The organism is Halogeometricum rufum (genome assembly GCF_900112175.1).
Lineage (GTDB): Archaea > Halobacteriota > Halobacteria > Halobacteriales > Haloferacaceae > Halogeometricum > Halogeometricum rufum.
The window spans coordinates 1,510,715-1,523,680 of the sequence record NZ_FOYT01000001.1 but is presented as its reverse complement, the minus strand read 5'-3'; the positions used below and the strand labels follow the sequence as shown (position 1 = coordinate 1,523,680).

The 12,966-nt window shown below is 70.5% G+C and carries 15 protein-coding genes; 9 read left to right on the top strand and 6 right to left on the bottom strand.

The annotated features are described in order from the left end of the window. Position 1 precedes the first annotated feature (1 nt). Positions 2-205 (bottom strand): DUF1918 domain-containing protein, encoded by a 204-nt coding sequence (locus BM310_RS07935; protein WP_089806259.1) that lies wholly within the window; start codon positions 203-205, stop codon positions 2-4. A gap of 151 nt (positions 206-356) precedes the next feature. Between BM310_RS07935 and BM310_RS07930 the strand changes: the two genes are divergently transcribed. Continuing rightward, positions 357-920, top strand: a complete 564-nt coding sequence (locus BM310_RS07930) for an NUDIX hydrolase (RefSeq protein WP_089807097.1) — start codon at positions 357-359, stop codon at positions 918-920. Between the two features lie 66 nt (positions 921-986). Here the strand turns inward: BM310_RS07930 and BM310_RS07925 are convergent, their stop codons facing one another. Continuing rightward, on the bottom strand, positions 987-2,000 hold the full coding sequence (locus BM310_RS07925; RefSeq protein WP_089807095.1) for a WD40/YVTN/BNR-like repeat-containing protein: 1,014 nt from the start codon (positions 1,998-2,000) through the stop codon (positions 987-989). A 105-nt stretch (positions 2,001-2,105) separates the two neighbouring features. Here BM310_RS07925 and BM310_RS07920 point away from each other — a divergent pair, with 105 nt between their 5' ends. Beyond that, complete coding sequence (locus BM310_RS07920; RefSeq protein ID WP_089806257.1) at positions 2,106-2,297, top strand: hypothetical protein; 192 nt, start codon at positions 2,106-2,108, stop codon at positions 2,295-2,297. Between the two features lie 6 nt (positions 2,298-2,303). Here BM310_RS07920 and BM310_RS07915 read toward each other — a convergent pair whose 3' ends face one another. Continuing rightward, on the bottom strand, positions 2,304-2,639 hold the full coding sequence (locus BM310_RS07915; RefSeq protein ID WP_089806256.1) for a 2Fe-2S iron-sulfur cluster-binding protein: 336 nt from the start codon (positions 2,637-2,639) through the stop codon (positions 2,304-2,306). A 132-nt stretch (positions 2,640-2,771) separates the two neighbouring features. Between BM310_RS07915 and BM310_RS07910 the strand changes: the two genes are divergently transcribed. The 3 genes from BM310_RS07910 (at position 2,772) to BM310_RS07900 (ending at position 4,767) form a co-directional block, all read left to right on the top strand. Beyond that, on the top strand, positions 2,772-3,443 hold the full coding sequence (locus tag BM310_RS07910) for a thioredoxin domain-containing protein (protein ID WP_089806254.1): 672 nt from the start codon (positions 2,772-2,774) through the stop codon (positions 3,441-3,443). Between the two features lie 101 nt (positions 3,444-3,544). Further along, a complete protein-coding gene (locus BM310_RS07905; protein WP_089806252.1) occupies positions 3,545-4,060 on the top strand; it encodes a TlpA family protein disulfide reductase in 516 nt (171 codons plus the stop codon). A gap of 35 nt (positions 4,061-4,095) precedes the next feature. Further along, positions 4,096-4,767 carry a cytochrome c biogenesis protein CcdA gene (locus tag BM310_RS07900; RefSeq protein WP_089807093.1) on the top strand — a complete coding sequence of 224 codons (672 nt, stop codon included), beginning with the start codon at positions 4,096-4,098 and terminating at the stop codon, positions 4,765-4,767. Positions 4,768-4,788: 21 nt separating this feature from the next. On the opposite strand, the gene BM310_RS07895 is transcribed toward BM310_RS07900, so the two are convergent. Both BM310_RS07895 and BM310_RS07890 read right to left on the bottom strand, forming a co-directional pair. Continuing rightward, entirely contained in the window at positions 4,789-5,208 is a 420-nt protein-coding gene (locus tag BM310_RS07895; RefSeq protein ID WP_245778444.1) for a CBS domain-containing protein, read from the bottom strand. 104 nt (positions 5,209-5,312) lie between these two features. Continuing rightward, positions 5,313-6,602, bottom strand: coding sequence for a DUF7405 family protein (locus BM310_RS07890; RefSeq protein ID WP_089806250.1), 1,290 nt, complete (start codon positions 6,600-6,602; stop codon positions 5,313-5,315). A 122-nt stretch (positions 6,603-6,724) separates the two neighbouring features. Here BM310_RS07890 and BM310_RS07885 point away from each other — a divergent pair, with 122 nt between their 5' ends. Together BM310_RS07885 and BM310_RS07880 are read left to right on the top strand one after the other, a co-directional pair. Next, entirely contained in the window at positions 6,725-7,414 is a 690-nt protein-coding gene (locus tag BM310_RS07885) for an SCO family protein (RefSeq protein ID WP_089806248.1), read from the top strand. A gap of 121 nt (positions 7,415-7,535) precedes the next feature. Next, positions 7,536-8,738 carry an MFS transporter gene (locus tag BM310_RS07880; RefSeq protein WP_089806246.1) on the top strand — a complete coding sequence of 401 codons (1,203 nt, stop codon included), beginning with the start codon at positions 7,536-7,538 and terminating at the stop codon, positions 8,736-8,738. 22 nt (positions 8,739-8,760) lie between these two features. Here BM310_RS07880 and BM310_RS07875 read toward each other — a convergent pair whose 3' ends face one another. Further along, entirely contained in the window at positions 8,761-9,735 is a 975-nt protein-coding gene (locus BM310_RS07875) for an aldo/keto reductase (RefSeq protein ID WP_089806244.1), read from the bottom strand. Positions 9,736-9,936: 201 nt separating this feature from the next. Between BM310_RS07875 and BM310_RS07870 the strand changes: the two genes are divergently transcribed. After that, positions 9,937-11,037, top strand: coding sequence for a bactofilin family protein (locus BM310_RS07870; RefSeq protein ID WP_089806243.1), 1,101 nt, complete (start codon positions 9,937-9,939; stop codon positions 11,035-11,037). Positions 11,038-11,292: 255 nt separating this feature from the next. Beyond that, positions 11,293-12,945, top strand: coding sequence for an acyl-CoA synthetase (locus BM310_RS07865; protein WP_089806241.1), 1,653 nt, complete (start codon positions 11,293-11,295; stop codon positions 12,943-12,945). Positions 12,946-12,966 lie beyond the last annotated feature (21 nt).

Below are 12,966 nucleotides of genomic sequence, written 5' to 3'. Positions count from 1 at the left end.
CCTATTCCTCGTCGGCGTCGTCCGCCGCGTCGGCCTCGTCGAGTTGGTCCGCGGAGATGCCCACTTCCTGTCCCTCGTCGAAGCTGACGACGTACGTCTCGTCGCCGAACATCGTCTCTACGACCTGCGTGATTTCGCCGACCTGTCCGTCGAACTCGCTGTGCTTGTCGTGCAGGACGACGGCGTCGCCTTCGTCGAATTCCATATCTCGGATGCGGACCGCGGAGGTGAAAAGCGGACTGGTTCGCCGCGGCGCCGGACGCTCACGGTGTCGAAGCCGTCTTTAGCCGCGGCGCCGAATGCGCCGGCATGAGAATCACGGACGCGCGAACGAGGCGGCCGCCCGACCCCGAGCGATGGTCGTAGACGACCTGTGGTTCCTCGCGGACGAGGCGAGTCAACGCGCCGAGCAGGCGTACCACCGGCTCAGAGACCGGTACACCGACTACGTCGACGAACGGCGCACCCGGCGCGTCTCGCGCCCACGCTTCCGGACGCTGGCGACCCGCGTGAAGCGGACCGGCGCGCCGTACGGCGCGCACACCATCGTCTACCGCGACACAGACGAACTCCTCCTCGTCCGCCACGACGGCGTGGACCTGTGGGTCCTCCCCGGCGGCGAGGTGTGCGACGGCGAGACGTACCGCGAGGCGGCGGTCCGCGAACTCGACGAGGAGGCGGGCGTCGCCGCCGACTACCGCGGCCTCGCCATCGCCGAACGCATCGACATCTGCTGCGACGAGTACGAGACGTGGGGCGTCATGCCGGTGTTCTGCGCCGCCGCCGACGGGGCGGACCTCTCCGTGCAGGACCCCGACGACGAGATATCGGCGGCCGAGTGGTTCCCGTTCGCCGACCTACCGGCGGACACGCGCGACCGGTCGGAACTGCTCGCGTGGCGCGAACGCGTCTCGTTGTAGCGGACGGCGCACGACTTTCCGTTCCGTCCCGTTCGCCCCATCCCTCACCGCCTCGACGCCGCGGGGTCAGGGTTCGAACCAACACGTCGGGAGGTAGCCACGACTTCGGAGCGTCGGGAGCGACGCGAGTCGCTCCCAGTCGCCGCCCCCCGCCGCGTCGTCGCCCCCACCCGGGCCGCCGTCGCCCCGTCGGCGTCGGAGGAGCGTCCCGCGGTGGGTCGCGGTCACCACGTCGTCGCCGGCGCGGCACCACCCGAGCGGAAGTTCCCCCGTCGCCGGAGAACTCGCCCGTTCGAGCGTCCGACCGCCGCGCGAGACGAACAGGGCGTGGTCGTCGTCCTCGTCCCACGTGGCCGGATGGGCGGGCGCGCCGCCGGCGTAGACGCGACTCTCGTGGACGAACGCCTCCTTGAAGTACCGCTGTCGGTGGTCGCCGTCTAACCGCCGCCACGTTCGCCCGACGTCGGTCGTTCGGTAGAGACCGCTCCCCGTCGAGGCGACCATCGTCTCGGCGTCACCGGCGAGGTGGTGGACGTCGTCCGTGTGCGGCGCGTCGAACCCTTCGATTCCTCGGGTCGTCCACGTCTCGCCGCCGTCGTCGCTCACGTGGACGCCGCCGACTTCGACGCCCGCGACGAGACGGTCCGGGGCCGTCGGATGCGTTCGGAGGCTCCGGACCTGCGCGACGCCGTCGTGTCGGGCGAGTCCCCAGTCGCACCGGTCCCGCAACGCGTCGAATCCGGCCACGGCCTCCCACGCCGACGCGTCGGAGGGAGGGACCGACCCCGCGTCGGCGACGAACAGGCGTGCGGGCCGCGTCCCGACGTAGAGTCGGTCGCCGGCGGGCCCGGCGGCCACCGCGTACACCTCGTCTTCCGGGACGGGTATCCGCTCCCAGTCGTCGCCGTCGAGCGAGTGGTACAGCCCCGACTGCGCGGCGACGAACAGGCCGTCGAGGGCGTCGAACCGGCGGATGCGGAACACCCGGTCGGCAGCGAGCACCCTCCGGACCTCCGTCTCTCTCCCGTCGCGGACGCCCTCGACGCGGTAGACCCCGTCTTCGGTTCCAGCGAGGAGCATGAGAGCGTTGCGCACGGCGGGCCTGTTAGCTCCTTCGGAGTCCCGACGGCGAACGACGAGCGGATGCGCTACGGTTTTTCCGAGGGCGGCCCCACCTGAATCACGATGCCACTCGTGAGCGTTCCCTGCCCCGCCTGCGGCGCGTCCGTCTACCTGTCGATACCGGACGGCAACCGGTTCGTCACGACGGAACCCGGCGAGGGCGACGACGACAGAGACGACCTGACAGAGGAGACGATGACCTGCGACGACTGCGGGACGGCGTTCCCGGCGCTCCACGGCCCCGCCCGCGACTGACCGCGACTACTCTTCCGGGGCCGGTTCCTCGACGCGGTGCCCCCAGAACCCGGGGTGTTTCTCGACGGTCACGTCGTCGAGGACGCGCGTCTGGCACGCCAGTCGGAGTCCCGCCGCGGCGTCGTGCGGCGGGACGGACAGGCGCGCGCGTTCTCTGGCCGTCCGGTCGGTGACGGGGCCGCGGACGGAGACGGCGCACGTCCCGCACGAACCCAGTCCCCGGCAGTTGAGGACGTTCGCGCCGCCGTTGTGGGGCGACTGGTCGGCCGCGAGGAGGACGTCGCGGAGCACCGCGCCGCGTTCGCACGGAATCTCCTCTCCGCGGTATCGGACGGTCGGCATACCCGAACGGGGGGACCGGACGGGCAAAGCGTCGTCGGTGGCCGTGCCGGCGCGACGGTGACCGGTGGTACATCTCGGTGACGACTGCCGGTTCACGGTGGCCATAAATAGCCCGCCCCCTTCCTACCGACCATGCGAACGACCCGACGAACCTACCTCGCCGTCGCCGGTGCGGCCCTCGCGGGCACCGCCGGGTGTCTCGGCGGCGGGTCCGGTTCCGGCGACAGACCCTCCTGCGACGTCGGCCAGTTAGAGCAGGTGAACTCGCTCCCGCACCCGACGCTCGGGGCCGAAGACGCCGCCGTCACCGTCGACGTCTACGAGGACTTCGCCTGTCCGCACTGCGCGACGTACAACCTCGACGTGTTCCCGAAGGTGAAGGAGAACTACGTCGACACCGGGAAGATACGGTACCGCTTCTTCGACTTCCCCCTGCCCGTCAGCGAGCAGTGGTCGTGGGGCGGCGCGATAGCCGCCCGCGCGGTACAGGACCGCACGGACCACGAGACGTACTTCGAGTACGCAAAGACCCTGTTCGACCGGCAGGACGAACTCACGAGCAACGGCTTCACCGTCGTCCACGACGCGGCCGACGAGTACGACGTGGACGGCTGTGAGGTGATGGGCTCGGTCGAACAGGACGCCTACCGGCCCGTCGTCCAGCAGGACCGCCAGCGCGCGGTGGACAGGGGACTGCAGAGCACGCCCACGGTCGTCGTCAACGGCGAACGGTTGGCGAACTACGACTGGGAGACGGTACAGAACGGCATCGAGGGGCACCTGAAGTCCGCCTCGAAGTCCTGACCGACTCGCGCGTCAGCCATGCACGACTGCGTACGGGCTTTGTCGCTCGACATCCTCGATTCGACTAGCATGAGGCCATCCGTTCCCCGAGGTGCGACCCCGTGAGGCGGCGCGAACTCCTCGCCGGACTCGGGAGTCTGGGCGTCGTCGGCGGCGCGGGCTACGTCGCGCTGAACGGCCTCGGCGGCGACGACGGCCTCCCCCTGACCGTCCGGACGTTGGACGCGCCGGGGTCCGAGGCGGGGGAGCGCCCCGTCCCCGTGCCCGGCGACCCGACCGTCCTCGACCTGTTCGCCACGTGGTGCGTGCCGTGTTCGGCGCAGATGGAGTCGCTGACGGCGCTGCACGAGGAGTTCGGTGACAGGGCGACGTTCGTCTCCGTGACGAACGAACGCTTCGGCGGCGGCCTGACGGCCGACGACGTGCGCGCGTGGTGGGCCGACCACGACGGCGCGTGGACCGTCGGACACGACCCCGAGAGCCGCCTGATGAGCGAGTTGGGCGCCGGCGGCCTCCCGTTCCTCGCCGTCTTCGACGCCGACGGCACCGCGACGTGGACCCACCGGGGCCTCGCCTCGGAGGCGAACCTCCGCGAACAGATTCGGGCGGTGCTGTGATGGACGCGGTGGGATCGACGGCGACGGCGACGGCGATGCAGGCCGTCGCCTCGGGCGCCTTCGCCGGCACCGTCGCGTTCGCCGTCTCAGCGGGCGTCGCCACCTTCCTCGCCCCCTGCGCCTACCCCCTCCTCCCCGGTTACGTCGGCTACTACGTGAGCCGTGAAGACGCCGACTTGGGCGGCGCCGTCGTCCGCGGCGGGGCGGCGGCGGCCGGCGCACTCGTCGTCCTCGCCGGCGTCACCGCCCTGCTGTTCACCGCCGGCGCCGCCGTCGTCTCGCGCCTGACGCTCCTCGAACCCGTCGTCGGCGTCGCCCTCGTCTTCCTCGGTGCCCTGTTCGCCCTCGGCCGCGCGCCGACGCTCCACCTGCAGTTACCACAGCGACGGGCGTCAGTCGGCGGATTCGCCGTCTTCGGCGGCGTCTACGCCCTCGCGGCCGCCGGCTGCGTCGTCCCCGTCTTCGTCGGCGTCGTCACCCAGTCGCTGACGCTCTCGGCGGGGCGGGCGGCCGTCGCCCTCCTCGCGTACGCCCTCGCGGCCGCCGTCCCCCTCGCGGCGGTGACGGTGCTGGGCGCTCTCGGGAGCGACGCGTTCCGCGGCCTGTCGAGGCACGTCGGGTCGGTGCAACGCGTGGCGGGCGTCGTGATGGTGCTGGCCGGCCTGTGGCAGGTGGTCATCTCGGTGCAGTTCCTCGGCTGGGTCTGACCGGTCCGCCGCCGCGCCGCCTCACTTCGACCAGTCGCCCCGGTGGGAGATGCGCCCGCGCACCTCGTTGACGGCGTCCGGTTGGTGCTGGGCGATGTCCGTCATCGTGACGATGCCGACGAGTTCGATGCCGTCCCGGACGGGGAGCTTCTTCACCTTTCGCCGCTCCATCGTGTCGAGCGCCGTCGTGACGCTCGTCTTCTTCGTCGCCGTCGCTAGCTCCCGACTCATCACCCTCGTCACCGCGACGTCCGCCAGTGCCCCACCGCCGCGGTACATCGCTCGGAGGACGTCGGTGCTGGTGACGATACCGACCGGCCCGGAGTCGACGACGACGACGCTCCCGACGCCGCGGTCCAGCATCTCGCCGACCGCTTCGCGCAGTGTCGCGTCCGAGCGGACGGTCACGACGGGCGAACTCATGATCTCGCGAACTTGCATACGGAACCGCCCGAGTAGAGGAAAAGCACCCTCTTAGGTGATTCGCCGGGCGGCGGCGTCGACGCGCCGGGCGTCTCGCCCGTTCGAGTGCGCCGACTGCGCCGTCAGTCCAGTCCCGGCACCGCGCCCGTCGGCGTCGGCAGCGACCGCAGCGACCGGGGCGGGACGAGGAAGTTGCCGCGTCGCTGGACGAAGATGTACTCGAGGATGCCGTTGTTCACCCGCTGGCGGATGGTCGGCACGTCGGTCAGGTCCGACCCGTTCATCGCCGTGCGAACCTCCTCGAAGTCGGTGATTCGCCGCTGGAGGCTGGGGAAGTGGAGGCTCGCCTCGCCGTCGTCGGTGGACTCGAAGTGCCGGCGGAGCAGGCGGACGTTGCCGTCGGCGTCGCGGTTGGCCCGCGCGGCCTTCTGGGCGTGGCCGACGCGCCCGAACTCCGCGGCCTGTTCGCGAATCGTGTCGAGCATCTCCTGCGTGAGGCCGCTGTCGTCGCCGAGGTTCTCGCCGACGCCCTCCACGAGTCCGCGTTCGGCGTGCAGCGGTGAGAACATCTCCATCACGCGCTCCTCGAAGTCCTGTTCGCCGTACCAGTCGTCGAGGCGTTGCCGGATGGTGGCGAGGTGTTTGGTCGTCCCGCCGGCGAACGGTCCCTCGTCGATGGTCACGTAGTCCTCCGTCGCCTGCGTCTTCGCGAACCCCGCTTTGAACCCCATGAACAGCGGCGACTCCTCGGGGACGGGCCCCGACGCCGGGATGCCGTTCAGTTCGTCCTGCCGTTCGGCGGGCATCCCCGGCCCGACGAACCCCGTCCGCCGGTCGGCGACGGTGAACGCGTCGGTCAGCGGTGCCGCCACGTCCGTGCCGTTCAGCGTGTCCCGGTTGCCCCGGAGGGCCTCCTCGGCGGCGAGCACCGCGTCCGCCCGGTCGGAGGCGAGGTGGAGGAGGGCGTCCTGCCGGTCGAACTCGGGCGTCTCGAACGACGACAGCGCCCGCGGTTCGGGCAGGTCCACGCTCTCGGGGAGCGACTCGTCGAACCGAGAGAAGTACCGCGGCGAGTAGCCGATGGAGTGAATCAGCCCCTCGTTGCTCCGCTCGTACGCCCCGTCGAGCGTCGTCAGCGCGGCTTCGACCGTCTCGCGGGCGGCGGCGTCGGGGACGCCGTCGTGGTCCAAGTAGAGGAGGACCTGATGGCGCGGCAGGACGACGTTGCCGGCGTCGTCACGGGGGAGGGCGTCGTTCCAGGCGTGCTGGCGCGCCGGGAGCGACGAGGGGTCGGTCGTCCCGGACGGAATCGGTTCCTCGGCGCGGGAGAGGCAGGCGGAGAGGGCCGTCGCGCCGCCGAGCGCGACGGCGGACTTCAGAAACGCCCGACGGGACGCACCACGCTCGAACATGGCCGTCCTAGGGCGCTCGCGGTCAAGTGGGTTCTGGTGCGCGCCTCGTCGCGAGTGGTACGGCGCTCGGGTTCGACGCCGGAACCACGCCGTTCATCTACGCCGAGACGTAACTCAGGACGATGAAGCGACGCTCCTACCTCCGGGCGGCGGGACTCGTCGGCGCGACCGGTCTCGCGGGCTGTGTCGGCGGGTCACCACTCGGCCTCGGCGACGCGAACCCGAACGTCGCCCTCGGGAAACCGGACCGCGACGCGGACGTGTCGAGCGAGGACCTGCCGTACCCCGCGTGGGGCCAGCAAGTCCCCGACGTGACGATACCGGCTCCGCTCTCCGGCGAGACCGTCGCCGTCCGCGACATCGAGGGCCCGCACTTCCACACGTTCTTCTTCACCAACTGCATGACCGTCTGTCCGGTCCTCATCAGCGCCCTCCGCGAGGTGCAGATTCACTCGATAGAGGAGGGCTACGCCGACGCCGTGTCGTTCTACCCCGTCACGTTCGACCCGGCGCGGGACGACGCCGAGGCGTTCCGCGAAGAGGCCGAACAGATGAACGTGGACATGGACGCCGGCAACTGGCAGTTCCTCCGACCGGACGGGAAGGAGGCCGCCCGACGCGTCGTCGACGAGGAGTTCGGCGTCTTCTTCCAGAAACAGGAGAACGGCGACGGTCCGTACATGTTCGCGCATCTGGGCCTCATCCTCCTCGTCAACGGCGACGGCTACGTCGAACGCGCCTACCGCGGCTCCGAACCCGACGAGCAGACGCTCATCGAGGACCTGCGCCGGGTCCGAAACGCGTCGAACTGAGGGCGCCCGGACGGCGGGCCGTCAGACCGTCGACCGGAGCGACACCGGCGGACGGCCGGCGGCCGACGGCCGACGCCCCGCGAGCGACGCGATTTTCTATCGTCGTCACGGACGGACGGGTATGGACAGACGGACGGAGCGACGCCGACTCGCACTGGCCATGTGGGCCGTGCTGGTGTCGCAGGTGTTGCTCTATCCCGGCGTCTCCGACCTCGTTCGGGCGCTGGGCGGCGCGGGCGACGTGCGGGCCGGGATGTGGTTCCTCGTCGCCGAGTTCGCCGCGTTCGTCGCCTTCGCGGGCGTCTGGGGCGCGGCCAGCGACGCGGTCGGACGACGCCGACCGCTCGTCGTCGCCGGCGCACTCGGCGGCGCCTGCGGCTACCTCGTCCTCGCCGCCGCGCCGACGCTCGGACTCCCCTTCGCCGCCGTCCTCGTCGTCCGCGTCCTCGGCGGCGCGATGACCATCGGCGCGTTCTCGCTGTCGATGACGGCGCTCGCCGACCTCTCCTCGGAGAACGGCAAGAACATGGGCGCGGCGGGCATCGCCATCGGTCTCGGGGCGGCACTCGGCTCCGTCGTCGGCGGGCGACTCGCCGACGCCGACCCCCTCTACCCGCTGTACGGCGCGGCGTTCGTCCTCGTCGCCGCCGCCGCCGTCGTCGCCACCGTCCCCGACCGCACGCCCGACGGCGTCCGGGTCCGCCTCGACGCCGCCCTCGGCCGTCTCCGCCGACGCCCGGCGCTCGGCGTCCCGTACGCTTTCGGCTTCATCGACCGGATGACGGCCGGATTCTTCGCCCTCGTCGGCGTCTACTACTTCCGCGACGCGTTCGGGCTCGACGCGTTCGGGGCCGGCCTCGCCCTGTTCGCGTTCTTCTTCCCGTTCGCGCTGCTGCAGTACCCGTTCGGCTCGCTCTCGGACCGCGTGGGTCGGTTCGTCCCCGTCGTCGTCGGCTCCGTCGGCTACGGCGTCACCATCGTCGCCGTCGGCGCCGCGCCCACGCTCCCGCTGGCCGTCGCGACGATGGCGCTCGTCGGCGTGTTCGGCGCGCTCGTCTCGCCGGCGACGATGGCGCTGGTGACGGACGTGGCGGGGGCCGAAGAGCGCGGTGCGGCGCTCGGCGGCTTCAACGTCTTCGGCAGTCTCGGCTTCCTCGCGGGCTTCCTCGTCGGCGGGTTCGCCACCTCGTCGGCGGGCTACTTCGCGGCCTTCCTCGCCGTCGGCCTCGCCGAAATCGCCATCGCAACCGTCGCGGGGCGGGCGGTGTGGCGGCTCTCGGCGGACGGGTTCGGCGAGTCGATAGCCGAGTCGGCGAGCGACTGACGTGGTCCGAGCGCGGGCGTCCTCAGTCGTGTCCCGACACCCGAACCGGCTCGTACGGCTCTTCGAGGTAGTCCATCTCCGACCGACTGAGCGAGATGTCGAGCGCCTCCACCGCGTCTTCGAGGTGTTCGATACTCGTCGTGCCGACGATGGGCGCGTCCACGCCGTCCTTGTGGAACAGCCACGCCAGCCCGATTTGCGCCATCTTCACGCCCTTCTCGTCTGCGAGTTCCTGCACGCGCTCGTTCACCGCCCGGCCGCCGCCCTCGAGGTACGGATGGCCGTGCGCGAGTTCGTCCGTCTCGCCGCGTTTGGTCGAACGGGCCTCCTCGTGCGGGCGGGCGACCCACCCGCGAGCGAGCGGTGACCACGGGATGACGCCGACGTTCTCCTTCTCGCACAACGGCAGCATCTCGCGTTCCTCCTCCCGGTACAGCAGGTTGTAGTGGTTCTGCATCGTCGCGAACCGGTCGAGGCCCAGTCGGTCCGAGGTGTGCAGGGCGTCGGCGAACTGGTGCGCCCACATCGACGACGCGCCGAAGTACCGCACCTTCCCGCGCCGGACCGCGTCGTCGAGGGCGCGAAGCGTCGTCTCGACGGGCGTATCGTAGTCCCAGCGGTGAATCTGCAGGAGGTCCACCGTGTCCATCCCGAGGCGGTCGAGCGAGGCGTCCAACTCCTGTTCGATGGCCTTCCGCGACAGGCCGCCGGAGTTCGGGTCCTCCTCGTCCATCTGGAAGTAGACTTTCGTCGCGACGACGGCTTCCTCGCGGCGGCCCTCCAACGCCTCGCCGAGGACGCGTTCGGACTCGCCCGCGGAGTACATGTTCGCCGTGTCGAAGAAGTTGACACCGAGTTCGATGGCCCGGTCCACCAGTTCCTTGCCCGCCTCCTCGTCCAGCACCCAGTCGCGCCAGTCGCTGGTCCCGAAACTCATGCAGCCCAGACAGATTCGGGACACCTCCATCCCGGTGTCGCCGAGCGTCGTGTATTCCATGCCGGACTGACACACACGGGCACGGAGCAAAAAACCACGCGAGGCGGACGGGCCGGCCGGGGAATCGTCCGGTGTAGCCGCTTCAACCGAGGTGAGGATTCTCACGCGACGGGGTCTCACGAGATATTTATCGTCTGACACGTCGTATCGTCACTCACGAGCCGATGGTCGGAGCCGACCGTTCGCTCTGAGGTGTTCATCATGTCCAATACGTTCGTCACTCGGTTGTTCGCCGTCGTCCTGGCCGTCTTCCTCCTGACCGGAGGGTTCGCCGGCGCGGTGAGTGCGCAAGAAGCGCCCTTCGGCACGACGGTAACCGTCGCCGAGGGCGAGACGCACCAAGGCACGCTCGAAGTCGTCGCCGGCACCGTCGTGGTGGCCGGCACCGTCGACGGCGACCTACAGGGCGTCGCCGGCACCGTCGTCGTCACCGACACCGGTCGCGTCACCGGCGACGTCGGGGTTGCCGCCGGGTCCGTCACCGTCGACGGCGCGGTCGGTGGCGACGTCGAAGTCGCCGCCGGCGTCCTCGACGTGGGTGAGACGGCCGTCGTGGCCGGCATCCTCGAAGCCGGCGCGGGCGACGTTCGCCTCGACGGCACCGTGGAGGGCGACGTGACCCTCGGCGCCGACACCATCGTCGTCGGCGAGACGGCCGTCGTCGGCGGCAGCCTGACCTACGACGCCCAGCGGTTCTCGCTCGCGGACGGCGCCTCGGTCGCCGGGTCGGTCGTCCGCGACGACAGCCTCGTCGTCAGCACGCCCGTCTTCGGGGTCGAGACGGACAGCTTCGCCCTGCCGCAGTGGGTCGGCGCGGCCTACGGACTGCTCGTCAACCTCGTCCTCGGCGCCGTCCTCTTGCTCGTCGCGCCCCGGTTCGCCGCGCGCGTGACCAGCGTCGGCACCGCGCAGGCGATAAAGAGCGGCGGCGTCGGCCTCCTCGTGCTGGTCGGCGTCCCCGTCGCGTTGGTGCTGTTGCTCCTGACCATCGTCGGCATCCCCCTGTCCATCGCGGGGTTCCTCGCGTTCGGTCTGGTGCTGTGGGTGACGACGGTGTACGGCGCACTCGTCCTCGGGACGTGGCTGCTGTCGCTCGGCGAGTACGAGAGCAGGTGGGCCGCCCTCGCGGTGGGCGTCCTCCTCGTGAGTCTGGTGGGTCTCGTCCCTCTCGGGGGCGTCCTCCAGTTCCTCGTCCTCCTGGTCGGCCTCGGGGCGTTCGCCCTGGCCCTCCGCGGTGAGGGCGGCGACGAGGGCGACGAGTCGGTCGGAGCCGTCGGCGGCGACGAGGCGCAGACGGCCTGAACCGCGCCGTCGCTCGCGGCCCCCTCGAGAACGGGAGACGACGGGTCGACCGGCGTGGGTACGTGGTAACTTCGTGCTACGTACCCGGTAACTTCGCTTTTCACGAACGACGTCGCAGTCGACACTGGCGCTCCGAGCGCGCCCGCCCGATGGGTTGTGTACCGGCCGCCGAGCGACGGACCGTCGCCCGGCGCCGGGTCGTCCGGGGGGTGCGCGGACCCAAATCATTATTCGGCACGTTTCCGATGTGAGGGCATGGCACTTTCGTACGACGACGCCGTCAGCCAGTTCGAGTGGGACGTTCCGGCCGACTACAACCTCCCGGCGGTGGTCGCCTCCCACGCCGAGGCGTTCGGTGACCGGGTCGCCCTCCGCTTCCGGGACGCCGAGGGGACGCGCGAGGAACGGACGTACGCGGACCTCCGCGACGACATGAACCGCTTCGCCAACGCCCTCGCGGAGATGGGCGTCGGCGAGGGTGACCGCGTGATGCACCTCGTGCCGCGCCACCCCGACGTGTTCGCGGTACAGTTGGGTGCGCTGAAGCGCGGGGCGATTCTCGTCCCGTGTTCGTCGATGCTGAAGCCGAAGGACATCGCCTACCGCGCGAACGACTGCGAGGCGTCCACCGTCGTCGCCCACGACTCCCTCGTGGAGATGGTCGACGAGGTGCGCGCGGAGACGCCCCTCGAACGGTTCGTCTGTCTCGGCGGCGACGCCGACGGGTGGGAGTCGTTGCAGTCGCTCCTGTCGGGGCGAGAGACGACGCACGACGGCCCCGAACTCGCCGCGTCGGACCCGATGTCCATCAACTACACGTCGGGGACGACGGGGCAACCGAAGCCCGTGATGCACCGCCACCGGTGGATGCGTTGCTTCGAACTCGTGAACGCGCCGTACTGGTGGGGCGTCACCGCCGACGGCGAGGTGCCGCCGGGCGAGTCAGAGGAACCCGCCGACCTGTCGGACGAACTGCTCTGGGCGACGACGGGCACCGGGTGGGCCAAGTGGTTCTGGAGTCCCGTCGGCGTCGGCATCACCACGGGCGCGACGCAGTTGCTGTACGACGGCGAGTTCGACCCCGACACGTTCCTCTCAATCATGGCCGAGGAGGGCGTCACGCGCCTCTGCGCCGTCCCGACGCAGTACCGGATGTTCTCGCAGGCCGACCTCTCGTCGTACGACATCGACCTGCGGGCGGCCCTGTCGGCGGGAGAACCGCTCAACCGCGAACCCATCGAGGCCATCGAGTCGACGTTCGGCGTCACCCCGCGGGACGGGTACGGTCAGACGGAGACGGTGGCACTCGTGACGAACTACCCCGGCATCGACGTGAAACCGGGCAGCATGGGCAAGCCGACGCCGGGACTCGGGACGACGATAATCGACGACGAAGAGAACGAACTCGACGCGGGCGAGATCGGCGAGATAGCCGTCCCCGTCGACTGTCCGGGAATCTTCGACGGCTACTTCGAACGCGACGACCTGGACCGCGAGACGTTCTTCGGGGAGTACTACCGGACGGGCGACCTGGCCTCCCGCGACGAGGACGGCTACTTCTTCTTCGAGGGCCGCGCCGACGACATCATCATCTCCGCGGGCTACCGCATCGGCCCGTTCGAGGTGGAGGACGCCCTCGTCTCCCACGACGCCGTCGCGGAGGCGGCCGCCGTCGCCTCCCCGCACGAGGAACGCGGCGACGTGGTGAAGGCGTACGTCGTCCTCACCGAGGGGCACGAGGGCTCCGACGAACTGGCGACGGAGATTCAGGAGTTCATGAAGGAAGAGACGGCGCCGTACAAGTACCCGCGCCGAATCGAGTTCGTCGAGGAACTGCCGAAGACGTCGTCCGGGAAGATTCGCCGCATCGAACTCCGGAGCCGAGAGGAGGAGACGTTCGGCCAGTAGCGCCGCCGGACCGCCGGTTCG

Bases quoted from the DNA above. Each gene is read 5' to 3' on its own strand.
- BM310_RS07875 (WP_089806244.1), bottom strand. From the start codon at position 9,735: ATGGAATACACGACGCTCGGCGACACCGGGATGGAGGTGTCCCGAATC.
- BM310_RS07920 (WP_089806257.1), top strand. From the start codon at position 2,106: ATGCCACTCGTGAGCGTTCCCTGCCCCGCCTGCGGCGCGTCCGTCTAC.
- BM310_RS07870 (WP_089806243.1), top strand. From the start codon at position 9,937: ATGTCCAATACGTTCGTCACTCGGTTGTTCGCCGTCGTCCTGGCCGTC.
- BM310_RS07895 (WP_245778444.1), bottom strand. From the start codon at position 5,208: ATGCAAGTTCGCGAGATCATGAGTTCGCCCGTCGTGACCGTCCGCTCG.
- BM310_RS07915 (WP_089806256.1), bottom strand. From the start codon at position 2,639: ATGCCGACCGTCCGATACCGCGGAGAGGAGATTCCGTGCGAACGCGGC.
- BM310_RS07885 (WP_089806248.1), top strand. From the start codon at position 6,725: ATGAAGCGACGCTCCTACCTCCGGGCGGCGGGACTCGTCGGCGCGACC.
- BM310_RS07925 (WP_089807095.1), bottom strand. From the start codon at position 2,000: ATGCTCCTCGCTGGAACCGAAGACGGGGTCTACCGCGTCGAGGGCGTC.
- BM310_RS07890 (WP_089806250.1), bottom strand. From the start codon at position 6,602: ATGTTCGAGCGTGGTGCGTCCCGTCGGGCGTTTCTGAAGTCCGCCGTC.
- BM310_RS07910 (WP_089806254.1), top strand. From the start codon at position 2,772: ATGCGAACGACCCGACGAACCTACCTCGCCGTCGCCGGTGCGGCCCTC.
- BM310_RS07935 (WP_089806259.1), bottom strand. From the start codon at position 205: ATGGAATTCGACGAAGGCGACGCCGTCGTCCTGCACGACAAGCACAGC.
- BM310_RS07930 (WP_089807097.1), top strand. From the start codon at position 357: ATGGTCGTAGACGACCTGTGGTTCCTCGCGGACGAGGCGAGTCAACGC.
- BM310_RS07880 (WP_089806246.1), top strand. From the start codon at position 7,536: ATGGACAGACGGACGGAGCGACGCCGACTCGCACTGGCCATGTGGGCC.
- BM310_RS07865 (WP_089806241.1), top strand. From the start codon at position 11,293: ATGGCACTTTCGTACGACGACGCCGTCAGCCAGTTCGAGTGGGACGTT.
- BM310_RS07900 (WP_089807093.1), top strand. From the start codon at position 4,096: ATGCAGGCCGTCGCCTCGGGCGCCTTCGCCGGCACCGTCGCGTTCGCC.